This window comes from Actinokineospora baliensis (assembly GCF_016907695.1).
GTDB classification, from domain to species: Bacteria; Actinomycetota; Actinomycetes; order Mycobacteriales; family Pseudonocardiaceae; genus Actinokineospora; species Actinokineospora baliensis.
This window is the reverse complement of the sequence record NZ_JAFBCK010000001.1, coordinates 1,038,318-1,063,469: the sequence shown is the minus strand read 5'-3', so window position 1 is coordinate 1,063,469 and position 25,152 is coordinate 1,038,318. Positions and strand designations below refer to the sequence as shown.

General features: G+C 70.6%; 30 protein-coding genes. 15 read left to right on the top strand and 15 right to left on the bottom strand.

The genetic code is table 11. The features are described from left to right. Position 1: 1 nt before the first annotated feature. Positions 2-1,060, top strand: a complete 1,059-nt coding sequence (locus JOD54_RS04785; protein WP_204449365.1) for an NADH:flavin oxidoreductase/NADH oxidase — start codon at positions 2-4, stop codon at positions 1,058-1,060. A 102-nt stretch (positions 1,061-1,162) separates the two neighbouring features. Here the strand turns inward: JOD54_RS04785 and JOD54_RS04780 are convergent, their stop codons facing one another. Beyond that, entirely contained in the window at positions 1,163-1,345 is a 183-nt protein-coding gene (locus JOD54_RS04780) for a DUF3073 domain-containing protein (protein WP_204449364.1), read from the bottom strand. A gap of 217 nt (positions 1,346-1,562) precedes the next feature. Here JOD54_RS04780 and JOD54_RS04775 point away from each other — a divergent pair, with 217 nt between their 5' ends. Then, a complete protein-coding gene (locus tag JOD54_RS04775; protein WP_204449363.1) occupies positions 1,563-2,447 on the top strand; it encodes a DUF8083 family protein in 885 nt (294 codons plus the stop codon). 712 nt (positions 2,448-3,159) lie between these two features. On the opposite strand, the gene JOD54_RS04770 is transcribed toward JOD54_RS04775, so the two are convergent. The 5 genes from JOD54_RS04770 to JOD54_RS04750 all read right to left on the bottom strand — a co-directional run bounded on the left by JOD54_RS04770 (position 3,160) and on the right by JOD54_RS04750 (position 7,221). Continuing rightward, positions 3,160-4,101 carry an asparaginase gene (locus JOD54_RS04770; RefSeq protein WP_307859837.1) on the bottom strand — a complete coding sequence of 314 codons (942 nt, stop codon included), beginning with the start codon at positions 4,099-4,101 and terminating at the stop codon, positions 3,160-3,162. A gap of 17 nt (positions 4,102-4,118) precedes the next feature. Next, complete coding sequence (locus tag JOD54_RS04765; RefSeq protein ID WP_204449362.1) at positions 4,119-4,688, bottom strand: RsiG family protein; 570 nt, start codon at positions 4,686-4,688, stop codon at positions 4,119-4,121. 55 nt (positions 4,689-4,743) lie between these two features. Further along, a complete protein-coding gene (locus JOD54_RS04760; protein ID WP_204449361.1) occupies positions 4,744-5,592 on the bottom strand; it encodes a beta-keto acid cleavage family enzyme in 849 nt (282 codons plus the stop codon). A gap of 67 nt (positions 5,593-5,659) precedes the next feature. After that, positions 5,660-6,778 carry a CAF17-like 4Fe-4S cluster assembly/insertion protein YgfZ gene (ygfZ, locus tag JOD54_RS04755; protein WP_204449360.1) on the bottom strand — a complete coding sequence of 373 codons (1,119 nt, stop codon included), beginning with the start codon at positions 6,776-6,778 and terminating at the stop codon, positions 5,660-5,662. Continuing rightward, complete coding sequence (locus JOD54_RS04750) at positions 6,775-7,221, bottom strand: Fur family transcriptional regulator (RefSeq protein ID WP_307859836.1); 447 nt, start codon at positions 7,219-7,221, stop codon at positions 6,775-6,777. The genes ygfZ and JOD54_RS04750 overlap by 4 nt, the downstream gene beginning before the upstream one ends. Positions 7,222-7,262: 41 nt before the next feature. On the opposite strand from JOD54_RS04750, the gene JOD54_RS04745 reads away from it, so the two are divergent. After that, the gene (locus tag JOD54_RS04745; RefSeq protein ID WP_204449359.1) at positions 7,263-8,105 is read left to right on the top strand and encodes an aminodeoxychorismate lyase; all 843 of its coding nucleotides are present in this window, start codon (positions 7,263-7,265) and stop codon (positions 8,103-8,105) included. 173 nt (positions 8,106-8,278) lie between these two features. Continuing rightward, positions 8,279-8,584 (top strand): hypothetical protein, encoded by a 306-nt coding sequence (locus JOD54_RS04740; RefSeq protein WP_204449358.1) that lies wholly within the window; start codon positions 8,279-8,281, stop codon positions 8,582-8,584. Between the two features lie 2 nt (positions 8,585-8,586). Here JOD54_RS04740 and JOD54_RS04735 read toward each other — a convergent pair whose 3' ends face one another. The 8 genes from JOD54_RS04735 to JOD54_RS04700 all read right to left on the bottom strand — a co-directional run bounded on the left by JOD54_RS04735 (position 8,587) and on the right by JOD54_RS04700 (position 14,072). Next, complete coding sequence (locus JOD54_RS04735; RefSeq protein ID WP_204449357.1) at positions 8,587-9,447, bottom strand: 5-oxoprolinase subunit C family protein; 861 nt, start codon at positions 9,445-9,447, stop codon at positions 8,587-8,589. Further along, positions 9,444-10,058, bottom strand: coding sequence for a 5-oxoprolinase subunit B family protein (locus JOD54_RS04730; RefSeq protein ID WP_204449356.1), 615 nt, complete (start codon positions 10,056-10,058; stop codon positions 9,444-9,446). Before JOD54_RS04730 ends, JOD54_RS04735 begins: the two co-directional genes overlap by 4 nt. 7 nt (positions 10,059-10,065) lie before the next feature. After that, entirely contained in the window at positions 10,066-10,707 is a 642-nt protein-coding gene (locus JOD54_RS04725; RefSeq protein ID WP_204449355.1) for a heme-binding beta-barrel domain-containing protein, read from the bottom strand. Positions 10,708-10,907: 200 nt separating this feature from the next. After that, a complete protein-coding gene (locus JOD54_RS04720) occupies positions 10,908-11,213 on the bottom strand; it encodes a DUF1416 domain-containing protein (protein ID WP_204449354.1) in 306 nt (101 codons plus the stop codon). A gap of 42 nt (positions 11,214-11,255) precedes the next feature. After that, a complete protein-coding gene (locus tag JOD54_RS04715; RefSeq protein WP_204449353.1) occupies positions 11,256-12,089 on the bottom strand; it encodes a sulfurtransferase in 834 nt (277 codons plus the stop codon). Then, a complete protein-coding gene (locus JOD54_RS04710; protein ID WP_204449352.1) occupies positions 12,086-12,526 on the bottom strand; it encodes a DUF4395 domain-containing protein in 441 nt (146 codons plus the stop codon). The genes JOD54_RS04715 and JOD54_RS04710 overlap by 4 nt, the downstream gene beginning before the upstream one ends. A gap of 254 nt (positions 12,527-12,780) precedes the next feature. Next, a complete protein-coding gene (locus JOD54_RS04705) occupies positions 12,781-13,194 on the bottom strand; it encodes a thioredoxin family protein (RefSeq protein WP_204449351.1) in 414 nt (137 codons plus the stop codon). Next, positions 13,194-14,072 carry an LmeA family phospholipid-binding protein gene (locus JOD54_RS04700; RefSeq protein WP_204449350.1) on the bottom strand — a complete coding sequence of 293 codons (879 nt, stop codon included), beginning with the start codon at positions 14,070-14,072 and terminating at the stop codon, positions 13,194-13,196. The genes JOD54_RS04705 and JOD54_RS04700 overlap by 1 nt, the downstream gene beginning before the upstream one ends. A gap of 281 nt (positions 14,073-14,353) precedes the next feature. Here JOD54_RS04700 and JOD54_RS04695 point away from each other — a divergent pair, with 281 nt between their 5' ends. The 11 genes from JOD54_RS04695 (at position 14,354) to JOD54_RS04645 (ending at position 24,432) form a co-directional block, all read left to right on the top strand. After that, positions 14,354-15,082 (top strand): winged helix-turn-helix transcriptional regulator, encoded by a 729-nt coding sequence (locus JOD54_RS04695; protein ID WP_204449349.1) that lies wholly within the window; start codon positions 14,354-14,356, stop codon positions 15,080-15,082. Between the two features lie 27 nt (positions 15,083-15,109). Then, positions 15,110-16,006, top strand: coding sequence for a mycothiol synthase (mshD, locus tag JOD54_RS04690; RefSeq protein WP_204449348.1), 897 nt, complete (start codon positions 15,110-15,112; stop codon positions 16,004-16,006). Positions 16,007-16,210: 204 nt separating this feature from the next. Further along, on the top strand, positions 16,211-17,338 hold the full coding sequence (gene pstS, locus JOD54_RS04685) for a phosphate ABC transporter substrate-binding protein PstS (protein ID WP_204449347.1): 1,128 nt from the start codon (positions 16,211-16,213) through the stop codon (positions 17,336-17,338). Positions 17,339-17,514: 176 nt separating this feature from the next. Next, the gene (pstC, locus tag JOD54_RS04680) at positions 17,515-18,444 is read left to right on the top strand and encodes a phosphate ABC transporter permease subunit PstC (protein ID WP_204449346.1); all 930 of its coding nucleotides are present in this window, start codon (positions 17,515-17,517) and stop codon (positions 18,442-18,444) included. Continuing rightward, entirely contained in the window at positions 18,441-19,352 is a 912-nt protein-coding gene (gene pstA, locus JOD54_RS04675; protein ID WP_204449345.1) for a phosphate ABC transporter permease PstA, read from the top strand. The genes pstC and pstA overlap by 4 nt, the downstream gene beginning before the upstream one ends. 8 nt (positions 19,353-19,360) lie before the next feature. Further along, positions 19,361-20,137 (top strand): phosphate ABC transporter ATP-binding protein PstB, encoded by a 777-nt coding sequence (gene pstB, locus JOD54_RS04670; RefSeq protein WP_204449344.1) that lies wholly within the window; start codon positions 19,361-19,363, stop codon positions 20,135-20,137. Between the two features lie 176 nt (positions 20,138-20,313). Continuing rightward, a complete protein-coding gene (locus JOD54_RS04665) occupies positions 20,314-20,856 on the top strand; it encodes a DUF3558 family protein (protein WP_204449343.1) in 543 nt (180 codons plus the stop codon). Between the two features lie 99 nt (positions 20,857-20,955). Then, a complete protein-coding gene (locus JOD54_RS04660) occupies positions 20,956-21,336 on the top strand; it encodes a hypothetical protein (protein ID WP_307859835.1) in 381 nt (126 codons plus the stop codon). A gap of 33 nt (positions 21,337-21,369) precedes the next feature. Beyond that, on the top strand, positions 21,370-21,927 hold the full coding sequence (locus JOD54_RS04655) for a DUF3558 family protein (RefSeq protein WP_204449342.1): 558 nt from the start codon (positions 21,370-21,372) through the stop codon (positions 21,925-21,927). 216 nt (positions 21,928-22,143) lie between these two features. Then, entirely contained in the window at positions 22,144-23,664 is a 1,521-nt protein-coding gene (locus JOD54_RS04650; protein WP_204449341.1) for a hypothetical protein, read from the top strand. A gap of 6 nt (positions 23,665-23,670) precedes the next feature. Next, positions 23,671-24,432 carry an ESX secretion-associated protein EspG gene (locus tag JOD54_RS04645; RefSeq protein ID WP_204449340.1) on the top strand — a complete coding sequence of 254 codons (762 nt, stop codon included), beginning with the start codon at positions 23,671-23,673 and terminating at the stop codon, positions 24,430-24,432. A 52-nt stretch (positions 24,433-24,484) separates the two neighbouring features. Here the strand turns inward: JOD54_RS04645 and phoU are convergent, their stop codons facing one another. Next, positions 24,485-25,150, bottom strand: a complete 666-nt coding sequence (gene phoU / locus JOD54_RS04640; RefSeq protein ID WP_204449339.1) for a phosphate signaling complex protein PhoU — start codon at positions 25,148-25,150, stop codon at positions 24,485-24,487. Between the last annotated feature and the right edge of the window lie 2 nt (positions 25,151-25,152).

The following is a 25,152-nucleotide window of genomic DNA, read 5'->3' as shown; positions in this document are numbered from 1 at the left end:
CGTGAGCCTGCTGTTCACCCCACTGACGATCAGATCGGTCACCCTGCGCAACCGGATCGTGGTCAGCCCGATGTGCCAGTACAGCGCCACCGACGGCCTGCCGGACGCCTGGCACCTGGTCCACCTCGGCGCCCGCGCGGTCGGCGGCGCGGGCCTCGTGCTCGCCGAGTCCACCGCGGTCGAGCCGGTCGGGCGGATCACCCCGCAGGACACCGGCATCTGGTCGACCGCGCACGTCGACGCCTGGCGGCCGATCGCCGGGTTCATCAAGGCCCAGGGTGCGGTGCCCGGGGTGCAACTCGGGCACGCCGGGCGCAAGGCCTCGGTCTACCGGCCGTGGGACGAGGGGGAGGGCGAGGTCGTCGAAGGCGGCTGGCAGACCGTCGGCCCGACCGACCAGCCGTTCAGCGCGGGCTACCCGGTGCCGCAAGCGCTTGCCCCAGCGGCCCTCGAACGGCTCGTCGAGACCTACGCCCAGGCGGCGCGCAACGCCGTCGCGGCCGGGTTCGAGGTCGTCGAGGTGCACGCCGCGCACGGCTACCTGCTGCACCAGTTCCTGTCGCCGCTGAGCAACACCCGCACCGACGACTACGGCGGGGACGCCGCGGGGCGCGCTCGCTTCCCGCTGGCCGTGGTCCGGGCGGTCCGCCAGGCAGTCGGCGACGACGTACCGGTGTTCGTGCGCGTCTCGGCCACCGACTGGACCGACGGCGGACTGACCGTGGACGACACCGTGGAGATCGCCCGCGACCTGGCGCGCGCGGGTGCCGACCTGGTCGACGTGTCCAGCGGCGGCAACGTCGCCGGCGCGAAGGTCGAGACCGGGCCCGGCTACCAGGTGCGGTTCGCCGACGCGGTGCGGCGCAAGGCGGAGGTGCCCACCGCAGCGGTCGGCATGATCACCGACCCGCACCAGGCCGAGCAGGTCCTCGCGGACGAGGCTGCCGACCTGGTGCTCCTGGCGCGTGAGCTGCTGCGCGACCCGAACTGGCCGTTGCGCGCGGCAGCCGCACTCGGTGCCGAGGTCATCCCGCCAGCCCAGTACGCGCGGGCGTTCTGAGCCGCGCCGAGCGGCCGTCCCGCAATCCGGGACGGCCGCACGGGGCAGGTGAGGGGGTTGGGCGGGGTAGGGGTCCAGCACCGGGAGTACTGGACCCCGGATTCACCGCCGGTAGTCGTCGTACTCGTCGTCGGACGAGTCGTCGAAGCGATCACCGCTGTCGTGACCGTCGTCGGAGTTGCCCGACAGCTCACGCTGCAGGGCATCGAAGTCCGTGTGGTGTGAGCTGTACTTGAGCTCCCGGGCCACCTTCGTCTGCTTGGCCTTAGCTCGGCCGCGCCCCATGGCTCGACCCCCTCGCACAGTGACGGGGCGGCCGGGGGAACGGCGGCCCCGTAGATGTCGACAGTTGATTCCTGCTAACTACCGTACCGTGCCGAAGGGGTTCGATGCGACGCGGCACGGTGTGGAGAACCTGACATCGCCGCGAACACCGCCCGGATCGCCCGCCGTTCACCTTCCTGGACGCCGCGGTGGTTGCGGTCCGTGAAACGATGGAGCCGTGTCCCGTCCGTTCGTCGCCTACCTGCGGGTGTACGAACCGTTGTCCGCGTTCGACGAAACCCTCGCTGACCTGCTGTTGGCCAGGATCACCCTTGAACGCCTCACGCGCGAGCAGGTGGCGACCCGAGAACGCGAGGTGTGGCTCAAGTCACAGCTGATCGGGGCCGCTCTACCGGGTGAACTCAGTGACGGCCGCCCGTCCCCGAGTGCGGTCCGCGACGTCCTCGTGATCGACCCGGCCGAGGTCCCCACCGGCGAGTCGCCTTGCGGTCTCGGCCCGCTCGTGTGCCCCCTGGACCTGCGCGCCCGCTCCGCCGCCGCCATGGTCGGCTTCCTGGCCACCGCGGGCCCCGCCCTGCGCGACGCCGTACTGACCACCTCCGCCGACCAGGTCCGGCAAAAGGCGACCCGCGTCCTGGCCGACCTCCCCGGCGGCGCCGTCCACGTCGTCTCCACCACCTGGACAGTCCCCCTCCCCTGGTTCACCCTCTTCGACCCGGCCCACCGCCACGTGATCCTGGCGCCCCGCTCCGACCCCCGGAGACAGCTGTACTGGCGCTCAAGCCACGGCGACGCGATGCGGCGGGTGGAGCGCGCGCACGACCTCGCGGCGCAGACCTTCGGGGAGGGCGGGCCGACCAAGGTGCTCGCCGATACGGCCCGGTGGCTGGCGAACTTCGACGAGGGGTCGGCGGTGGAGCTGGACTACGGGGGGTTGGTGCAGCTGCTTGACGACGAGGAGATGGTGGGGGACACGTCGGCTGAGGACGTGCACGCGATCTTGGAGGCGATCGAGGGAGCGGATCCGGGGGCGGTGGGGGAGCGGTTTGAGAGGTTGCGGGAGTTCTGGGCTGGGCTTGCGCAGCGGGAGCGGTTGAACTGACGCGCGGGTGTCTCGGGGGCGGTTGTCTGGGGTGGTTGTCCACAATGGGGATAACTGTCCACAGGGGATGGTCTTTGTGGTCGGATTGCCGGTTCGCCTCGATAGGATGGAAATCGGGGGATCCCGGGGTAGATGATCTTCGGCTCGTCGCTTCGCGCCTTGCATCGGATCCTCGCCTCGGCTGCGCCATCGGCTCGATCCGCGATTTAACTGCAGGCTCGATGCGGTGGACCTGTTTTGCGTGGGGCCCCTACGACAGCCGTGGCAGGACCGCAAAGCAGGGGCCGAAAAGCATGGCCCTGCAGCGAGGCGACGCTACGGCTGCCGTCCCCCCACACAAAACAGGTCCACCCCATCGAGCAGTTGGCACCAGCGACTTCCGGGGGCGGTGGTTGGGCTGGCGGGGCTGACTCGGTGGGTTGGGTTGGCGCCAGCGACTCCGAGTGGCCAGTGGTCAGGCTGGCGGGGCTGACTCGGCGGGCTGGGGTGGCACCGGCGACTTCCGGGGGCGGTGGTCGGGCTGGCGGGGTCGGCTCGGTGGGTTGGGTTTGGGTGGGCTGGCTCGGTGGGTTGTTCTGGCACCAGCGACTTCCTAGTGTCCAGTGGTCGGGCTGGCGGGGCTGACTCGGCGGGCTGGGGTGGCACCAGCGGCTTCCGAGTGTCCAGTGGCTGGGGCCAGCCAGTGATCGCCCAGGTGCTCAACACATCGGAACTAGGTCAGGGAGTCTAAGAGGCCGTCGGTTAGGCGGGCTGCGCCTACGGGGACTCCGCCGCCTAGGACGTCTCGTTCGGCTTTTTCTTCTAGTTCTGGGGCGTCGTAGCCTAGGGCTCTTAGGACGCCTACCAGTATTGGGGTTCTGGGGCGGGGGGCGCCGTCGTCTATTTTCATGGCCATGGCGGTTCCGTCGGAGAGGACCATGGCGTGGACGCCTTCGGCGCCGCCTTTTACCAATAGGCCGGGGATGGCCTGCATGAGCTCTGTGTCGTCGCGGTCTGTGCCGCCGACTAGGTGGGGGTGGGCTCGCATGGCGTCGGCCACGCGGCGGCGGCGGGTGCCTTGGTCGGCGGTGACCAGGCGGGTGTAGCCGGTGGCCAGGCCGGTGAGGGTGAGGGCGAACAGCGGGGCGCCGCAGCCGTCGACGCCGATGGTGGTGATCTTTTCGCCGGTCATGTCCTCGACGGCGTCGGCGATGGCGGATTGGGCCGGGTGGTCGGGGTCGAGGTAGCCCCGGACGTCCCACAGCTGCTGGGCGGCGGTGGCGACCATGGCGGCGTGCTTGCCGGAGCAGTTCATCGCGGCCGCGCGCTTGCCGCCGCCGCCCGCGATCACCCGGTTGCGGGCGGCCTGGTTCATCGGCCAGTCCGGTGGGCAGCCGAGGTCGGTCTCGGCCAGCCCGTTCTTGCTCAGGATCCCCAGCACCTGCTCGACGTGCTCGGCCTCCCCGCTGTGCGACGCGCAGCCGACCGCCAGATCGGCGTCGTCTGGCAGGTCGAGACCGGCGCGCAGGAGACCGAGCGCCTGTAACGGCTTGTTGCAGGAGCGGGTGAAGACCGGTTCGTTGACCTCGCCGAGGGCGAGCCGGACCCGCCCGTCTGGGTCGAGCACCACCACCGAACCCCGGTGGATCGACTCGACGAAGCCGGACCGCAACACCTCGACCAGGACGGGGTTCAGCGCTGCTCCCCCTTACCGCGCTCAGCGGCGAGCAGGTCGTCCACCGACGCGCTGCCCGCCCGGTAGCGACCGCCGATCTCGTCGTTGAGCAGGTCCATCACCCGCTGCACCTCGCGCCTTCGTTGGGAGACCGAGGCCTCCTCCTGCTGGTAGGTCAGCAGCGCGAGCGCCAGCCGCTCCTCGGGCAGCGAACCGACGTCGGACAGGTCGGCGTCGCTGACCAGGGCCTCGACGTGCCTTCGGTGCGCTTCGGCGCGGGAGGGCTCCATGGTCTGGTACCGGCCGGACCCCATCGCGGGACCGACGGCGTTGTCGGCCAGGATCACCGCGAGCTGGTCGACGACCGAGGTGGACTCGCCGCTGGCGCGGCGGCGCTGCTCGGCGCGCACGATGTCGATCCGGCCGTGCAGCAGCCTGCGCAGGTAGGACAGGTCGGTCTCCTCCTGCGCCGCGTCGTCGCGGCGGGCGCGGACCTCGGCCAGGTCCAGCTCGGCCAGGCCCTCGACGTAGTCGGGTGCCAACACCCGGTCGATGCGCCTGCGCCCTCCTGGGCGGACTTCGATCACGGGCACATCCTCCGCCACTCGGTGCTCGATCGCCATATCTTGACGACAACGGCGCTCAGCTCGCCACCCCCAGAAGTACCCTCGACTCTTCTGGACCAATCGGCGGCCGCTGGGCGATCTTGGCCAGGCCCGCCGCCCTGGCCACGAGCTGGGCGTTGTCGCGCACCCGCTCGCCCTTGGCGTAGGAAACGGTGTCCTCCATCCCCACCCGGACGTGGCCGCCTGCGGACAGGCTCGCCAGCAGCACCGGCAGGCTGGTCCTGCCCACGCCGGTCGCCGAGAAGGTGGCGCCCTGCGGGATCAGCCGCAGCGCCGCGGCCAGTGTCTCGGTGTCGCCGGGCATGCCGCCGGGCACCCCCATCACCAGGTCGAGGTGGACGTGCCCGCCTGCGGGCAGGCCGTGCTGGTCGAGCAGTCTGCGCAGCGTGGTCAGCTGGCCGAGGTCGAAGATCTCGTACTCCGGCACGATCCCGCGCTCCTGCATCCCCTTGTGCAGCGCGACGATGAACTCCCAGCGGTTGAGGAACACGTCGTCGCCGAAGTTCACCGTCCCCATGGTGCACGAGGCCGAGTCGGGCAGTGCGTCGAGCACGGCGAGCCGGTCGGACTCCGGGTCGGTGACCGCGCCGCCGGTGGACAGCTGCACGACCAGCCGGGTGTTCTCCCGCACCGCGGCCACGGTCTCCCGCAGCCGCCCCAGGTCCAGCGTGGGTTTCGCGTCGTCGTCGCGGATGTGGATGTGGATCATCGCGGCGCCGACCCGCTCGCAGTCGCGCGCGGTGCGCACCAGCTCGTCGAGGGTGACCGGGAGGTTGGGCACGTCGGCCTTGCTGTGCTCGGCCCCGGTCGGCGCGACCGTGATCAACGTGCCTGAGCTGCCGGGGCGGGGCGTCGACGGTGACATGGCGCGATACTGGCACAGCCGCCCGCGCCCGCTTCACCCTCGCCGGGTCTGGATCGAACCCGCCCGCTCAGCCGCGCAGGCCCTGGGCCGCGATCCGGCCGAGCGCCGGGGTGTCGTCGGGCACCGAGTCCGGGTCGATGGAGGCCTGGGTGCGCTCCTCGCCGGACCCGACGACCAGCTCGGTCCCCGGGTCGACCGACCGCTTCACCAGCGCCAGCGCGATCGGGCCGAGCTCGTGGTGCTGCACGACGGAGCCGAGCCTGCCGACCGCGCGGTCCCCGGCGAACACCTGCGCACCGGTGTCGGGCAGCACGTCCGTCGCGCCGTCGAGGTGCAGCAGCAGCATCCGGCGCGGCGGCCGACCCACGTTGTGCACCTTCGCGACCGTCTCCTGGCCCCGGTAGCAGCCCTTGGCGACGTGCGCGGCGACGTGGATCCAGTTCACCTCGTGCGGGATGGTCTTCTCGTCGGTGTCCACGCCGAGCCGGGGCCGCAGCGCCTCCACCCGCAGCGCGTCAAACGCCAGGCTGCCCATCGGCCGCGCGCCCGCCTCGGTCAACCGGGTCCACCACGCGGTCAGCTCGGAGCGCGGCACCAGCAGATCTGCGGCGTCGTGGCCGGGCCAGGGCATCCGGCGGACGATCACGTCCTTGGCCGAGGCGACGCCGTAGCCGCCCGCGGGAACCGGAAGGTCCACTTTGGCCAGCAGCTCCGGCGTCTCCGGACCGACCAGGCTCAGCACCGCGCGCTCGCCGGTCGCGTCCCTGGGCTCTGCTTTGGACCAGAAGACCATCTGCTGCAGGTACTCCAGCAGCGGCATGGACCCGCCGCGCACCCCGGTCGCCTGCGCGCCCGGCTCGGTGTCGAGCCAGACCGTGCCGTCGAGGTGCGCGAGCAGCATGTGCGCGTCGACCCGGCCCTGGCCGTCGAGCACCAGCGCCTCGGTGCCCGCGCCCTCGGCCAGGTCGGTGACGTGCTGGGAGATCACCAGGTGCAGCCACGACAGCCGCTCGGCGCCGGGGACGGCGATCACCTCCCGGTCCGAGCGGTCCACCACGGCCACCTTGCGGGCCGCGCTGCGCTGCTCGGCGAACGGGTCGCCGAAGTGCCAGGCCACCGCCGAGCGCTCGCCGTCGGGGGCGGGCACGGCGCCCGGCTGGTCGAGGAGCGGGGAGCGGTCGGTCACGGGGTCTCCTGGGAGCAGGTCTGGCACGTTCCGGACAGCGCGAGGTGGCTGGCATCCAACTCGAACCCGTGGGCGGCGCGCAGTGTTCCGCACAGCTCGTCCATGACCGCTTTCGGCGACTCCACGACCTGGCCGCAGCGGTGGCAGACCAGGTGGACGTGCTGGTGCTCGTGCACCGAGTAGGTCGGCGCGCCGTGCCCGAGGTGGGTGTGCCGGACCAGCGCGAGGCCCTCCAGCAGCTCCAGCGTGCGGTAGATGGTCGTGATGTTGACCGTGGGGGTGGTGCGCTGCACGTGGTGGCAGACCTGCTCGGGGGTCGCGTGCTCGAGCACCAGCAGCGCGTCGAGCACTAGCTGGCGCTGCGGGGTCATCCGCATGCCGCGCTCGTGCAGGGTTGCCCGCAGCTGCGCGCGGCGCTCCTCGAGCGGGTGGGCGGTCTCCACTCGTTCGATGGTAGGGCCTGCCCGCGCGTAGGGTTCGGCGCATGCGCGTGCTCGCGATGCTCGACGGAACCCTTGCCGACCCGGACACCCCGCACATCAGGGTCGACGACCTCGGGCTGACCAGGGGCGACGGGGTGTTCGAGACCGTGCTGGTGGTCGACGGGAAACCCCGCGAGCTCGGCCCGCACCTGGAGCGGCTGGCCAGGTCGGCTGCCATGCTCGACCTGCCCCGACCCGACCTCGACGCCTGGGAGCGGCTCACCTGGACGGTCATCGGCGCCTGGCCCGACCCGGGCGAGATGGCCGTCAAACTCGTCTACACCCGGGGCCCCGAGTACGGCGACAGCGGCCCGACGGGCTACGCCATCGGGCTCGCGATCGGCGGTCGTTCGGTCCGCAACCGCGCGACCGGGGTCACCGCGATCACCCTGGAGCGCGGGTTCGACCCGGCGCTCGTCGAGCGGGCGCCGTGGCTGCTGCTCGGCGCGAAGACGCTGTCATACGCGACCAACATGGCCGCCATGCGCCACGCCGAGGCACTGGGCGTGGACGAGGTCATCTTCACGGCGGCGGACGGATCGGTCTTGGAGGGCCCCACCTCGACTGTGGTCCTGCGCGCGGGCCGCACGCTGCGCACGCCGCCACCGACGAGCGGAGTGCTGCCCGGCACCACCCAGGGCGCGCTGTTCCGGGCGGCCGAACGGGCGGGCTGGTCCACCAAGGTCGAACCGATCGGCGCCGACGAGCTGGCGGCGGCGGACGGGCTGTTCGTCGTCTCCAGCGTCCGCAAGGTCACCAGGGTGCACACGCTCAACGGGGTCGCTCTGGAGCACTCGGCGGAGATCGCCGCCGAGCTCACCGCCCTCTACGAGGCGGAGTACTGATCCTTGCCCTGATCGGCCGATGGTCCGCGACGAGTGGGCTCGTCCGGTTGGCCGGGGGTCCCACCGAACGCCAAATTGGTTCAACCAATTGGTAGATGATCGGGCCGGGCCGAACTGCTGTGCTGTACCGGGCCCTGGTCAGGGGTCCACTCACCACAGTGGAAGGCGGACACATGAAGCTGGGACGACTCGGCGGCGGTGCTGCTGCGGCGGTGCTCGCGGCAGCGGCGGTGGCCACGCTGGCGCCCGCGGCGCAAGCGGATGGTCAGTACTGGTCGTGCAGGCGGGTGCCCGCGGGGACCACCTACACGATGGCCCGGGCCGACCAGGGGTGCGAGCCGCTGTTTTACATCGCGACCCCGGTGACCGGTCTGTGGGCCTGTACGGTCCCGGCCGGGTTCACCTACACGGCCACCAAGTACGACACTTCGTGCGCGATGGGTGGGTCCACCACCAAGTACCTGCTCGCCAAGATCTGACGTCAGCCGCGCAGCCTGACCCGCGTCCCCGGGCGGGCCTGCGCCAACTCCGCGAGGTGCGCGGCGGGCACGACGCCGATGACCGGGTAGCCGCCGGTTGTGGGATGGTCGGCCAGGAAGATCACCGGGCGGCCGTTGGCGGGTACCTGCACCGCGCCGGTCAGCACACCTTCGCTGGTCAGTTCCTGGCCTTCGAACTCCGGGGCGCGGCGCAGAGGGTCACCCAGGAGGCGCAGACCGACGCGGTTGCTCTCCGGGGATACCGACCACACTGCTGCTGCCAACTGGGATCCCGCGTTGGCGAACCACTCGTCGCGTGGGCCCAAGATCACGGGGATCGTCAGGTAGTCCCTAGGGCTCGGCGGCGGTACTGCGTCTTCTCCGGTTGGTAGCCCTACCGGATCGCCTATAGGCAGCACATTCCCGACGGCCAGAGGCGCGGGGCCTATGCCTGACAACACATCCGTTGAACGCGAGCCCAGCTGTGGCGCAGCCACGATCCCACCGGACACAGCCAAGTAGTTGCGTACACCCGCGTGCGGCGAGCCCAGCCGGACAACCTCGTCCGCGCGCACATGAATCGGGGCGTGCGAGTCGACAACCCGGTCAGCAACCTCTACCGGCACGCTCGGCCCTGTCACCGCGATGGTGCAAGAGGCGCTAGCGCGGACGGCAAGTCCACCTAGGACACACTCGATGCCCGCAGCGTCTTCTGGATTGCCTACGAGCCTGTTGGCCAGCCGCAAGGACGGTCGGTCCAATGCGCCCGAGGGCGGGACCCCCAAGTGCGCGTTGCCGGGGCGGCCAAGGTCTTCTATGAGCGCGAGAGGTCCTGTAGCGACCACGGTAAGAGTCCGGGTCATGAAGCCACCTCGAACCTGACCCGGTCGCCAGGTGAGAGCAACGCGGCAGGTTCGCGAGTAGCGTCGAACAGCGCGGCTGCGTCATCGGCGAGCCGCGCCACCAAGCGCCATCCGCCAGGGGACGCCCGCGGGTAGATGCCGGTGAACTCGCCAGCGACGCCAACCGACCCGGCTGGCACCCGCGTGCGGGGGGTCTCCAGCCGCGGTTGGCACAACGGCTCGGGTAGCCCCGTCAGGTACGCGAAGCCGGGGGCAAAGCCGCAGAACGCGACCGTGTAGACAGCACCGGAGTGCAGGGCGACCGCCTCTTCGACGCTCAAGCCCGCGGTCTCGGCAACCAGCTCTATGTCCAAGCCCTCATAGACCACAGGTAGCACTACCTCGGCGGAACCAGCCGCGGGCGGCGAGGACAGATCAGCTCGGTCCAGTACCTCTTGGACCTGCCGCAGCCCCGCCGACCCGGGTTCGAACGACGCGAGAACCGTGCGGGCGGCGGGTACCAGCTCTATGAGTCCAGGCAATCCCGCCAGCGCTGCCCGCGCTGCGGCGACCTCGCCAAGAGACTCGACCTCGACCAGCACAGCGTCGACGCCACACCGCCGCAGTCGCATGCGGGGGTTAGCCGACGACGCGGCGTAGGTATGCCGAGGTGTGCGGCTGCAGCTCCTGCCCGACCATCGCGCGCTCCTCCACGTAGGCCAGGTCGCCGCCGTTGACCAGGCCGTAGAGCCGCTTCGCCTGCGTGACCTCCTTCGCCGAAGAGGTGCGCACAACGATGTCGGTGTCGAGCTCCCAGGACGTCTGGGTGCGCGGCGAGCCGTAGTAGATCTCCGAGATGCCGGTGGCGTGCACCAGCAGCACCTCGATCGTGTCATCGGCCTGCGGGCGCCAGAAACCGGTCTCCCGCGCGGCGGGCCGGATGACCTTGCCCTCGTCGTCGAGCAGCCAGGCCCTGGCCTCGTAGTGCAGGAACGGGCGGCCGTCGTGGGCGAAGGTCAGCTGCTGGCCGTACTTGAACGGACCCCCGATGGTCGGGTAGACCACCTCGCCCTCGCCGCGCCACACCCCGACCAGCGGGAGCAGCGACAGCAGGTCGTCGTGCAGCGCGGGACCCTCGCGCAGGTTCGCCGTGTCGGCCGGGATCGGCAGGTCGTCGAACTGCGGCAGGTTGCGGTGCCCGGTGACCTCGGCCCGCTTCTCCGCGGCCTGGATCGCCGCGTCGCCGCTGCCGGGGACCGGACCGGTGGCGTCCGCGGGCATCAGCGCTGGTCGGCGTAGAGGCGGTAGACGACGTACCCGGCGAACCAGGTGGTCAACAGGCCCACGAGGACCAGCAGCGAGGTGAAGAAGATTTCCACAGCTGGAGGATACCGCCCGGGCCCGCCGCGCACGCGTGGCGCTGCTCGCACGACCAGGGGCCCCGGGAAGATCACCCGGGGCCCCTGGTCAACGCCTCACGCCTAGCCGACCGAGACGGCCACCTCGTGCAGCCCGGGGCCCTCGGCGCTGACCGTGGCCTCGCCGTTGCCGCTGCGGTGCAGCGCGCGCACGGTCCAGTCGCCGGGTGCGGCGAAGAACCTGAAGTCGCCTTCGGACGAGGACACGACCTCGGCGGTGAACTCGCCGCCGGCGTCGAGCAGCCGCACGAACGCGCCGCCGACCGGGGTGCCGCCGCTGGTCACCTTGCCGTTGAGCACGACCTCCTTGCCCGCGTCGATGTTCGCGGGCAGTGCGGTTCCCTGCTCCGGTGCTCCACAAGAGCTCATGACTGTCCTTTCGTCGGCAGGGGTGGCCTGCCTGGGGGTTGCTTAGGCGCCGACCTCGACCGGCACGCCGACCAGGGAGCCGTACTCGGTCCACGACCCGTCGTAGTTCTTCACGTCCGAGTAGCCGAGCAGCTCGTGCAGGGCGAACCAGGTGTGCGAGGAGCGCTCGCCGATGCGGCAGTAGGCGATGGTTGCCTTGCCCTCGTCGAGACCGGCCTCCTTGTAGAGCTCGCGCAGCTCGTCGTTGGACTTGAAGGTGCCGTCCTCGTTGGCCGCCTTGCTCCACGGCACGTTGATCGCGGTCGGGATGTGCCCCTTGACCTGCGCCTGCTCCTGCGGCAGGTGCGCGGGGGCGGACAGCTTGCCGGAGAACTCGTCCGGCGAGCGCACGTCGACCAGGTTCTTGGTGTTGATCGCGTCGACCGCCTCCTGGCGGAACGCGCGCAGCGAGAGGTCCTGCTCCTGGGCGGTGTAGGTGGTCTCGTCGCGGCTCACCGAGTCGGTGGACAGCGGGCGGCCGTCGAGCTCCCACTTCTTGCGGCCGCCGTCGAGCAGCTTGACCGACTGGTGGCCGTAGAGCTTGAAGTACCAGTACGCGTACGCGGCGAACCAGTTGTTGTTGCCGCCGTAGAGGACCACGAGGTCGTCGTTGCCGATGCCGCGGGCGGAGAGCAGCTTCTCGAAGCCCGCGCGGTCGACGAAGTCCCGGCGCACCGGGTCCTGCAGGTCCTGCCGCCAGTCGACCTTCACCGCACCCGGGATGTGCCCGGTGTCGTAGGCGCTCGCGTCCTCGTCGACCTCGACGAACACCACCCCGTCGGCGTTGAGGTTCTCCTCGGCCCAGGCGGCCGTAACCAGCACGTCTTCGCGGCTCATCGGGCGGTTCCCACTTTCCTTTGCTTGATGGACAGACGGTTGATCAGCAGGTAGGCCTCGCAGCCGAGGCAGAACCCGAACACGGCGTTGAGCAGCGCGGCGACCAGTGCCAGCGCGGTGGCCACCGCGCCGAGCGCGGTGACCTCGAACACGTAGCCGAGCACACCGACGACAGCGAAGCCGAAGCCGACGGTCTGCGCGAACCGGACCGGGGCGGCGTCCTCGCGCTCCGCGGTCGGGGCGAGCCGGGGCGCGACGACCGCGCGGTAGAGCGCCGAGTACGGGGACAAGCGGAGCCCGGCGAAACCGCCGAGCGCGAACACGACCGCTTGGGCCGCCAGCAGCGGCCACCAGCCGGTGACGAGCACCGCGACGAGCACGGCGCTGGTCACACCAGCGGCGAAACGCGGCCCCCTGGGGTCGACCTGGGTGGACACATGGCCTCCTGACCTGCACACGGGTGGGTGTGAGCGGCCAGGGGCGGGTGAACGCCTCGGGCGGGCCGCCCGGTCAGGAGCCCCGACACAGGCTGCTGCGCACGCGGCAGAAGTCCACCGCGCGGCGCCTGGTCAGGAAGCTGGACACGGCGGCGAGACTACCTGGCGCCCGCACCGTCGTGAGAGGGCCCGTCCACAGGGTGGGATGCCCGATCTCGGCATTGCGCTCGTCGAAAGCGCAGGTGGGGGCCGTCTCAGCCGGGCAGGTGCGGGCGCAGCGAGGTGAGCAGTTCTTCACGTTTCGGCACGCCGCCGACGCGCAGCAGCTCGGTGCCCGCCGCGTCGACCGCGATGGTCGTGGGGGTGCGCAGCACCGCGAGCCGCTTCGCCAACTCGGGCCGGTCGGTCAGATCGAGGTCGGCGTGCGCGAGACCGGGCGTGCCGCCCGCGATGTCGGTCAGCACGGCACGGGCCTGCCTGCAGGTGCCGCAGAACTCGGTCGACAGCTGCACCAGGGTCACCGCGGCCGCCGGGTCGAGCACCGCGCGCACCTCGTCGGGCACCTCGCCCGCCGTGGACGGCCTGGTGCGGCCGCCGAGCGACCGCACCAGGAAACCGATGCCCATGGCGATGGCCACCGTGCCCAACGCGACGTAGAGCCCGGTCATCAGCGGCCCAGCACCAGGTTCTCGGCCTTGCCCTTGACCGACAGCACGCCGGGCTCGACGGTGACCGCGGTGGGGGTCACCTTGAACGGCAGGCTGCCCGGGTCGAGGCGGCGGGCGAACAGCGACAGCACCTTGGCCTGGATCTGCTGCGGCAGCTTCACGTCCGAGCCGCCGTTGCGCAGCTCCAGCCGCTTGGGCGCGATGTCGACCCCGCCGTCGACCAGCGACACGATGGAGAACACGCACAGCTCGGTGTCCTGACCGGCGATGCCGACCGTCCCGCACAGCTTCACGCCAGCGGTGGTGCCCTCCTGGTCGGCGATCTCCGTGGCGTCCTCCTCGGTCTCCTCGCCCTCGGCGGGCTTGGTGTTGACCGCCTTCTCGCTGACCGGGTCGATGGTCAGGTTGGTGATGGCGGACACGACCTCGTTGGCGTTGCCCTGGATGGCCCGGTTGACGTCGGCCGCCTTGATCCGCACCTGGCCCTCCACCTCGCGGATCGGCACCTGGGTCAGCGACCCGCCGACCAGCTCCGACAGCGGCGCCTGGACCCCGCGCAGGTCGGCGTGCACGTCCACGTCGCGCAGGGTGTCCTTCACCGGGACGCCCTTGGCGTCGATGGTCACCAGGTCGTACTCCCCGGACACCGCCTGGGCCAGGAAGGAGAAGCCGCCCACCCGCACCGAGGGGTGGTCGCGCAGGTCGAACTGCTGCTGCGCGCGCTTGGACACCTCGTGCTCGAACACCGCCGCCGCGCCGAAGTCGGCCGCGACCAGCAGCACGAGCAGCACCAGCACCGAGATGACGAGCCTGCGCACCGCCTTCGACCGGCGGCGTGGCGGCGCCTGCCCACCCGCGGGCGTGCCTGAGTTCGTCATGGTCGTCATCCCATCACCTGTCCGTGTGTCGCGTCCCCCGGGTACCTACCCGCTCGACGGCGGTTCGGCACCACTGGCCCCCATGATCCCGCAGTGCGTTGGACGTCCACGGGCGACGTCGCGTTGCTCGGTGCCCGCGTGCGTGTGACACCGGCGGCACGGGCACGACATTTGCGTGAACGACGGGTTATGGTCCTGACCAGCCGAAAAACGCCACCCCGGTACCCGGGGCCGCACCCCAACGTCGCGGAGCGGAATCACGCAAGAGAGGCGGACTCGTGATGAGCCTCGACCTGCTGCTGCTGACCGCCGACCCGGAGCCCGCGACCGTGGTGCCGTCGCTGATGCTCCTGCCGCACACCGTGCGCACCCAAGCACCCGAGGTGACCGCCCTGCTGGAGGCGGGCTCGCGCGACGCCGTGATCGTCGACGCGCGCACCGACCTCGCCGCCGCCAAGGGCCTCTGCAGGCTGCTGACCAGCGGCGGCGACAGCTGCCCGGTGCTGGCCGTGGTCACCGAGGGCGGTCTCGTCGCCATCACCAGCGACTGGCGCATCGACGAGATCCTGCTGCCCACCGCGGGCCCGGCCGAGGTCGACGCCCGGCTGCGGCTGCTCACCACCCGCGGACCCGCCGGTGCGGCCGTCGACGGCGCCCTGCGGCTCGGCGAGCTCGTCATCGACGAGGCCACGTACATGGCGCGGCTGCGCGGCCGCCCGCTCGACCTCACCTACAAGGAGTTCGAGCTGCTCAAGTACCTCGCGCAGCACGCGGGCCGGGTGTTCACCCGCGCGCAGCTGCTGCAGGAGGTCTGGGGCTACGACTTCTTCGGCGGCACCCGGACCGTCGACGTGCACGTCCGGCGACTGCGCGCCAAGCTCGGCGTCGAGCACGAGCAGCTCATCGGAACCGTGCGCAACGTCGGCTACAAGTTCGTCCAGCCGCCCAAGGCCGGGGCCAGGCGCGAGCCGTCCCAGGAAGCGGACCGGGCCTGGCGCGTCGACGCCTGAAGGTCCGCGCTGGGTAGGTTCGGTGGGGTGACCGACCTGACCTGGCGCCCTGACAGCCCCGAAGCCGTTGCCGAGCTCCGCCCGCTGCTGCGCGCGGTCGCCGCGGTGGACGGCCGCCCCGAGGTGGCCGAGGAGGGGCCGTTGCCGCGCGAGTTCCGCGGCGGTGAGCACCTGCTGGCCACCGACGGCGTCGAGCTGGTCGGGTACGCCCACCTCGACACCGGGGGCGACTCGTTCGGCCGTCAGGTCGCCGAGGTCCTCGTCCGGCCGGACGCCCGCGGTCGTGGGGTCGGCTCGGCGCTCGTCGACGCCGTTCTGGCCCGTGCCGCCGACGGGGTGCGGCTCTGGGCGCACGGCGACCACCCGGCGGCCGTCAAGATCGCCGACAAGCACGGCCTGTCACGGGTTCGCGAGCTGCTGACGATGCGGCTGGACCTGTCCGACGCGGGGTTGGCCGAGCCGGTGTGGCGGGAGGGCGTCCGGGTGCGCGCGTTCGAGCCGGGGCGCGACGAGGCCGCCGTGGTCGAGGTGAACGCGCGGGCCTTCGACTGGCACCCCGAGCAGGGGTCGTTGACGGTCGCCGACGTCGAGGCGACCGAGGCGGAGCCGTGGTTCGACCCGGCCGGGTTCTTCCTGGCAGTCGACGCGCGGGACCGGGTGCTCGGCTTCCACTGGACCAAGGTCCACTCCGGACAGGTGGGCGAGGTCTACGTCGTCGGTGTGGACCCCGACGCGCAGGGCGGCGGGCTGGGGAAGGCGCTGACGCTGGTCGGTCTGCGGCACCTGGCGGCGCTCGGGGTACCGGAGATCATCTTGTACGTGGAGGCCGACAACACCCCGGCGGTTGGTATTTACAGCCGATTGGGGTTCACCCGTTCGGCCGCCGACGTTCAATATGCACGTGCAGAAGCTGGGAGCGTCTAACCGGTTACGCAGCGCATACGTACAGGTCACGGTAAAGCCACGACCAGGCGACGGGCATATCGCAACGGTTACAAAAACGGGCTTGTTCACCCGTTGTTCACTCCGTCAAGGGCAGCCGTCCACTAGTGCTGCCTAGCGTCGCGGCGAGGCGGCGGACGTAGGGTCACGTCGCGACCTGTGAACTCCTGCCTGGAGGAATAGACCGTGATCAGCAAGCGGCCAGTGTCCGTGCTCGGCCTCGTCGCGGCGGGCGCCCTCGCCCTCACCGCGTGCGGCAGCGACAACAACACCACCCCCGGTGCCAACAACTCCGCCGCTCCCGCGCCGACCGCCACGACCCAGGTCGAGTGCGGTGGCAAGAAGGACCTCGTCGCGGAGGGTTCCAGCGCGCAGAAGGGCGCCATCGAGGCGTTCGTCGCCGCCTACGGCGCCAAGTGCTCCGGCCAGCAGCTGGCCTACACCCCGTCGGGCTCCGGCGCGGGCGTCAAGCAGTTCAACGCGGGCATCGTCGACATCGGCGGCTCGGACTCGCCCCTGAACAAGGACAAGGGCGAGGTGGACAAGGCCGCCGAGCGCTGCAAGGGCAACCCGGCGTGGAACCTGCCGCTGGTCTTCGGCCCGGTCGGCGTCGCCTACAAGGTCGACGGCGTCACCGGCCTGACCCTGACCGGCGAGGTCGCCGCCAAGATCTTCAGCGGCGCGGTCACCAAGTGGAACGACCCGGCCATCGCGGGCATCAACTCCGGCGCCACCCTGCCGGACAAGGCGATCACCGTGATCTACCGCGGCGACGAGTCGGGCACCACCGACAACTTCCAGAAGTACCTGAAGGCCGCGGGCAAGGGCGCGTGGACCAAGGACGCGGGCAAGAAGTTCAACGGCGGCGTCGGCCAGGGCGCCCAGGGCTCCGCGGGTGTCGCGGACGCCATCGCCGCCGGTGACGGCACCATCGGCTACATCGAGTGGTCCTACGTCCAGGACAAGAAGCTGAACGCCGCCAAGATCGACAGCGGCTCCGGCGCCGTCGAGCTCGGCGCCGAGGGCGCTGCGGCGGCCATCAAGTCCGCCAAGGTGAAGGGCACCGGCAACGACCTGGTCCTCGACCTCGACGCCCTCTACGCCAGCAACACCTCCGGTGCCTACCCGCTGGTGCTCGCGACCTACGAGATCGTCTGCTCCAAGGGCTACGACGCCGACACCGCCAAGGCCGTCAAGGCGTTCCTGAACGTCGCGGCCACCGACGGCCAGAGCGCGCTGGCCGCCGCGGGCTACGTCCCGCTGCCCAACGAGTTCCAGGCCAAGCTGCTCGACGCCATCAAGGCCATCGCGTAAGTCCACCTGGCACACTGCGAGCCGAGAACGACATGAGCGAATCCGACACGGTCGGACGCCCCGGGACCCCTGGTTTAGCCAGGGGCCCCCGGGGCGGCGCGGCGCCCGACACCGCACCGGAGGCACCGATTTCCACTCCGCAGGGTTCTGGTGGGACACCCACCCAACCCCCCAAGGTGATCACCCGTCCGGGTGACAAGATCTTCAAGGCGTTGACCGTCGGTTCCGGCGTCTTCGTCGTCGCCATGATCGCGCTCATCGGGATCTTCCTGCTCATCCAGGCGATCCCCTCGCTCGCGGACAACCAGGCCAACTTCCTGTTCGGCCGCGACTGGGACGCCGACCCCGAGGGCGGCCTCGCCTTCGGCGTGCTCGACCTGCTCCTGGTCACCGTGTTCAGCGCGGTGTTCGCGCTGGTCATCGCGATGCCGATCTCGCTGGGCATCGCGCTGTTCCTCACCCAGTACGCCCCGCGCAGGCTGGCCAGGCCGTTCGCCTACCTGGTCGACCTGCTCGCCGCGGTCCCCTCGATCATCTACGGCCTGTGGGGCGCCTACGTGCTGGCCCCCGCGCTCGCGCCGATCAGCACCTGGCTCAACGAGAACCTCGGGTTCATCCCGCTGTTCGCCGAGGGCAGCTCCAACCTGGCGATCGGCCAGACCATCTTCACCGCGGGCATCGTGCTCGCCGTGATGCTGCTGCCGATCATCACCGCGATCAGCCGCGAGGTGTTCGACCGCACCCCGCCGATGCAGATCGAGGGCGCGCTCGCGCTCGGCGCCACCAAGTGGGAGGTCGTGCGCACCACGGTCCTGCCCTTCGGCCGCGCGGGCTACATCAGCGCCTCGATGCTCGGCCTCGGCCGCGCGCTCGGTGAGACCATCGCCGTGCTGATCATCCTCAGCTCGACCACCTCGCACTTCAGCTTCACCCTGTTCGACGGCGGCGACACCATCGCGTCCAAGATCGCCCGCGCCGCGCAGGAGTTCAACGACCCGCGCGGGGCCGGTGCCTACATCGCGGCCGGTCTGGTGCTGTTCGTGCTGACCTTCGTGGTCAACGCGTTCGCCCGCTCGATCGTCGCAGGCCACAAGGAGTACGAATGAGCACCGCGACCGACCTGAACCGGCCTGCGGCGCCACCGGCGTTCCAGGAGATCAACTCCGCCCGCCGGTTCAAGAACCGGCTGGCCACCATCCTGGTCGCGGGTACCTTCGTGCTCGCCCTCGCGCCGCTGGTGTGGCTGCTGATCACGGTGCTGGCCAAGGGCTTCCAGTACGTGCTCAACGCCGACTGGTGGCAGAAGTCGCTGGCGGGCCTGACCTCGCGGCAGTTCGGCGGCGGCGTCTACCACGCGATCATCGGCACCCTGTTCCAGGGCCTGATCTGCGCGGTCATCGCCGTGCCGATCGCCGTCCTGGTCGCGGTGTACCTGGTCGAGTACGGCAAGCGCTCCCGGCTGGCCAAGGCGGTGACCTTCACCGTCGACATCCTCTCCGGCGTCCCCTCGATCGTGGCCGCGCTGTTCATCTACGCGCTGTGCATCACCACCTTCGGCATGCCGCGCAGCGCGTTCGCCGTCTCGCTCGCCCTGGTGCTGCTGATGATCCCGGTCGTCGTGCGCACCACAGAGGAACTGCTCAAGATCGTCCCCGATGAGCTGCGCGAGGCCGCCTACGCGCTGGGCGTGCCCAAGTGGAAGACCATCGTCAAGATCGTCATCCCGACCGCGATGTCGGGCATCATCACCGGCATCTCGCTGGCCATCGCCCGCGTGATGGGCGAGACCGCCCCGGTGCTGGTGCTGGTCGGCTACACCACCTTCATCAACTACGACCCGTTCGGCGGCTCGATGGCGTCGCTGCCGCTGCTGATGACCTCGGAGCGGCTGACCACCAACGAGGTCGGCGAGGCCAGGGTCTGGGGCGCGGCGGTCACGCTGATCCTCATCATCACCGTGTTCAACCTGCTGGGATCGCTGATCTCGCGGCTGACCTCTCTGAAGACGAAGTAGGCGGGACAATGGCCAAGCGCATCGATGTCAAGGACCTCAACCTCTTCTACGGCAAGTTCCACGCCGTCGACGGGGTGTCGCTGGCGGTTCCGCCGCGCAACGTGACCGCGTTCATCGGCCCGTCGGGCTGCGGCAAGTCGACCGTGCTGCGCTCGCTCAACCGGATGCACGAGGTGATCCCCGGCGCCCGCGCCGAGGGCAAGGTGCTGCTCGACGGCGAGGACATCTACGCCTCCACCGTCGACCCGGTGTCCGTGCGGCGCACCATCGGCATGGTGTTCCAGCGCCCCAACCCGTTCCCCACCATGTCCATCCGCGACAACGTGGTGGCCGGGCTCAAGCTCGCCGGTGAGCGCAACGGCAAGAAGCTCGACGAGGTCGCCGAGCAGGCCCTGCGCGGCGCCAACCTGTGGGCCGAGGTCAAGGACCGGCTCAACCGGCCCGGCGGCGGCCTCTCCGGCGGTCAGCAGCAGCGGCTGTGCATCGCCCGCGCCATCGCCGTGCAGCCGGACGTGCTGCTGATGGACGAGCCCTGCTCGGCCCTCGACCCCATCTCCACGCTGGCGATCGAGGACCTGATCCAGGAGCTGAAGAAGGACTTCACCATCGTCATCGTCACCCACAACATGCAGCAGGCCGCCCGGGTCAGCGACCAGACCGCGTTCTTCAACCTCGCGGGCGTCGGCCAGCCGGGCAGGCTGATCGAGCTCGACGACACCGAGCGCATCTTCTCCAACCCGACGCAGAAGGCGACCGAGGACTACATCTCGGGCCGCTTCGGCTGATCGGGGCGCTCGTCGGCAAGGGCCGGGCGCCTCGGGTGCCCGGCCCTTGCCGCGTTCTGCGGCCTTGCCCCGGCCTTGCTCCGGTTGGGGGACTTGCCGGGACTCCGGGCCGAGCCGCCGGTGGCATTGATACCGTGCTCGCCGGGGTCCGCTCACCGTCGATGTTGGGGAGATCAGTGAGCCGTCCTTGGCATGTCCCGGCCGCTCTGCTGGTGGCGCTGTGCGCCGCCTGCTCGACGCAGACCGGTGGCACCCCGCTGCCCGCCGAGGGCGCGCCGACCGGCCCCACCTCCTCCAACCGCAGGCCCGTCCCCGACCCCCGCGTCCTGCAGGCCGCCCAGCCGTGCGACCTGCTGCCCGCCGCCGCCCTCAAACCCCTCGGCATCACCGGCGCCGCCAAACCCAGCAGCACCTCCAAGTCCCGCCAGTGCGAGTGGCGGGTCGACAAGTCCACCACCGCCGAGAGCTACACCATCGCCGTGGTCATCTACGAATCCACCGGCATCTCCGACATCAAGACCGACAAGGAGATCGAATACCTCACCGTCGGCGACCACGACGCCGCCCGCTACTTCACCAGGGCCGCCGCGGGCTGCGCGCTGAGCCTGGAGATCACCCCCACCTCCCGCGTGGACGTCCAAGCCACCGGCGAATCCCCCGAAGACCTCTGCGGCCCCGCCCTCGAAGCCGCCAAGCAGGTCGAACCCGCCCTCCCCTGACGGGAACCGCCCCCCACCCCGGATGCGTCACAACCAGGACACGTCTCGTGGGTAGTTGGTACCGTGCCCACGCCAGTCCAGACGGTTCGGGGGCATCCTGTGTACATCGACGAAGGGCCGAGCGCCCCGCTGAGCGCCATCGGCCGAGCCATGAACGACTTCGCGGGCGGCGCCGCCTCCGGCCGCTTCGCCGTCAACGAACGCGGCGGCGAAGCCCTCCTGTCCGCCATCCGCAACATGGCCACCTGGGTGGACAGCCAGCGGGGTCGGCTGCGCGCGCTTGAGCAGGAGCCGCTGCTCGGCAGTTCGAACAACGCCCAGGCGATGAAGCCCTTCATGCAGAAGGTGGCGGTGGATAACCAGGGGTTCCTGACCCAACTGGTGCACTTCCGGGAATCGCTGGTCAAGGCGGAGGAGGGCATCAAGCAGGCCATGGCGAACTACCGGCAAACAGACGAGTCGGAAGCCGTCCGGTACTGACGGGATGCGGGTGGAATGCGAGTTGGGGGCTCTGTGAGGCGGATCGGGTTGCTCGTGCTTGCCGCGGCGTTGGCGGCGAGCGGCTGTACGAGCAAGGAGGCTGGGAGTCCTACTCCCAGCGGCGGCACACCGGCGGACACCACTACAACAGCCGGGCCCACCACACGGCCGCCGAAGACAACCGGTTCGACGTCGCCCGCGCAGGCGTTGAAGCCGTGTGACCTGCTGACACCAGCGGCGGCCAAGTCACTCGGGGTAACCAGTGGTCCGGAAGAAGTCGACCTGGGCAAGCTCCCGTTCTGCGAGTGGCGCGTCGACAAGGGGAGCATCGCGGACAGCTTCACCTTCGGTGTTCTGGTGCTCGACAACAAGGGCCTCGACGACATCGTGGCTGAAGGAGCTGTACAGCGGATCAAGGTGGGTTCCCGCGACGCGGCGCAATCAATCAGTGGTGGCGGCGGCGTTTGCGCGATCTCCCTGGAGCTGTCCGCGAAGTCCCGGGTGGACGTTCAGGCCACGGGCGGTGACGGGTCGAAGCTGTGCGCGCCCGCGCTGGAGGCCGCGAAGCTCGTAGAACCTGAGTTGCCTTGATGTGGTGGGGAGCGAAGGATGCTCCGGTGCCGCGGATGCTTGCAAGACCTGTATTGCCCTGATGTAGCTGGGAGGTAGGACATGCCTGGTCAGGCGCGCACGGCGTATACGCCGCATCGGGGGGATGCGGGGACGGTGGCTGTCTCGGATCCGAGTAGTCCGAGCTATGACCCGAGCGCGGCTGGGTATGACGCGACCTATGACTCCAGTAGTGGGGTGTACATCGATCGGAAGGGGACTTCCGACAGCAGTTCCGATGTGCACGACCGGGCTGAGCAGCAGGTCGACCAGGACATCGATGACGCGCCGTGGTGGCAGGTGTGGCGGCGGTTCACGCGCAACAGCGAGGTGGAGCAGCAGTACAACCAGGACATGTCGGCGCAGGCTCGGGAGTTGGCGGCCGGGTTGGAGACCCGGCAGCCGCCGGGGATGGTGTGTTCGAACTACGCGAGTGTGGCGCACAGCGAGCTCAAGCCGATGGTCACGGACAGTGTTGATCCGGACCAGGTCGGTGAGATGGGGGAGCTGTACCTGAACGCGGGCAACGCGATGACCCGGTTCCAGTCGGAGGTCGCGGCGGCGATCAACGACAGCGCGGCGGACTGGCAGGGCGAGGCGGGGGACTCGGCGCGGGGGTTCATGGCCGAGGTGGGGAACTGGGTCGGGACCGCGGGGCAGAGCGCGCAGTTGGCGGGGACGCAGGCCGGGATGCAGTCGGCGGCGTTGGCGGACGCGAAGAACTCGATGCCCGATGAGGTGCCGTTCGACGCGAGCGCGGCGAGCAGGGACCTGATGACGACCACGAACCCGGTCGACCTGGTGCGCAAGTCGGCGATGTACATGAACGACTACCGGGAGAGCCAGAACGCGCAGGCCGAGGCGGCCAGGGTGGTCACCTCGTACGACAGTTCGCTGGGCGGCTCGTCGACCATGCCCGCCTTCGCCGCGCCGCCGACGATGGGCGGGCTCAGCGAGGACGACGGCAAGACCGGTGACGACGGCAAGGGGGTCGACGACCCGTCCGGTGAGGACGTGAACGTCGGCGGCGGTGACGGCCGGACCGGGACCAGTTCGTTCGGCGGGCCCGGCGGCGGGAACGGTACCGGCGGCTACACCTCCCCCACGGGCGGCGGCACGTTCCAGCCAGGCGGCGGGGGCAGCAACAACCCCGGCGGCACGAACCCGGGCGGCACGACGCCTGGTGGTGGCACCACCCCGGGCGGGTGGAACCCCGGCGACCCGGGTGGTCCCGGCGGGCCGGGCACTCGGCCGCCGATCACCAACCCGAACCCCAACCCCAACCCGAACCCCGGTCTGCCGGGCGGGTTCGCCCCGTTGCCCGGTGGCGGGTCTTTCGGCGGCGGTGACGACATCGCGCGCCGCGGGCCCGGAGGCGCTGGTGGGCGCGGGATCGGCGGTGGCGGCGGGTTCGGTGGCGGAGGCGGTGGTGGTGGCGCTGGGGCAGGCGGTTTCGGCGCCAAGACCGGTGCGTTCGGCCCCGGTATGGGAGCGGGTGCGGGTGCGCTCGCTGCGGAGCAGGCCGCGCTCGGCCGTGGTGGTGCTGCGGGCGCTGGTCGCGGTGGTGCGGGGATGGGCATGGGCGGGATGGGCGGCGGCGGACGCGGGCAGGGCGGCGAGGACGAGGAGCACACGCGCCCGTCGTACCTGGTCGAGGCCGACCCCGACGAGGTGTTCGGCACCGACGAGATGACCGCGCCACCGGTGATCGGCGGATAGCGCTCGATGCCACCCTCGTTCACCCTGTCGCTGGCCGCGGTCGACGCGCTCAGCCAGGTCCTCGGCGTCAACCCGAGGCTGTTCCCGCTCGAGGTGCCCAGCTTCGGCAGGCTCGCCGAGGACCGCGACCGCATCGCGAAGGCGGTGTTCGCCGACCTCTACGGCCGTGGACTCATCGGCCGCGACCAGGTCGACCCGGATGTCGAGTCGGCGTTGCGGGCGGTCTGCGAGTACGACGTCGGTGTCGGCGTGATGGGCACTGTCGACAAAGACCGTCCGATCAGGGCACGAGCGGCGATCGCTGGTACGACAGCGGTTCTGGTTGTCCAAGAAGGACAGATGATCCGGTTCGAGCTGGTGTCGCCCGGCTCGGTTGGCCGCGCCCTGGTGGCCCTGCTGCCCAAGTCGGCTGCGGGTCCAGGTCAGTCGGTGATGGTGACCGAGGCGCCGCCGGTGCGCCAAGACGGTTACGTGCAGCCGGTTCGCGCGCCCAGGTCCACTTCGGACACACAGTTGCGGTTGGCGGCGACCATGTTGGAGCGGCCGCGCACCGGCTACGGGTTCTTCTCCATCAGCGGCAAGGGCAGGCACGGCCGCGAGGTCGACGCGGGCACGGTTGGTTGGGTCGACACGGAATCCGGCCGCTACCTGTCGGTGAGCCGACCGCAGCCAGACGGCGCGATCCGGGCCACGTACTCCCCGGCCGACGCGGGCAGGCTCACCCGCCAGCTGGAGGAGCTCATCACCGCGGCGACGCCGAGACGGTAGTGAACGGCCGCCCCACCGCGAGGGGTGGAGCGGCCGCAATCGGTTCGGGCTCTTAGAGGTCGTCGCCGCTGGTGGTGCCCGGCATCCGGCCGGTGACCACGAACACGACGCGCTTGGCGACCGAGACGGCGTGGTCGGCGTAGCGCTCGTAGAAGCGGCCGAGCAGCGTCACGTCGACCGCAGAGGCGACGCCGTGCTCCCACTCCTTGTTCATGATGAGGGTGAACAGGTGCCGGTGCAGGTCGTCCATCTCGTCGTCGGCGTCCTCGATGGCGCGGGCGGCGTCGACGTCGCGGCTGCGGATGACCTCCTCGGCCTTGCGCGCCAAGGCGACCGCGATGCGGCCCATCTCGGCGAAGTAGCCGTGCACCTGCTCGGGCAGCACGGGGGCCGGGTGGCGCCGCCTGGCGGCCTTGGCGACGTGCAGGGCGAGATCGCCCATCCGCTCCAGGCTCTCCGCGGCGTGGATGGCGGCGAGCACGGTGCGCAGGTCGGTGGCGACCGGTGCCTGGAGCGCGAGCAGCGCGTACGCCTGCTCCTCGCACGCCGAGCGGGCGTCGTCGATCGCCTCGTCGCCGCTGATCACCTGCTCCGCGATGCTCAGGTTCGCCTCGAGCAGGGCGGTGGTCGCGAGCTCCATCGCCTCGGCGACCTTGGAGCACATGCTCGCGAGCTTGTCGGCGAGCTGACCGAGTTCGAGATGGTAGGCCTCACGCATGC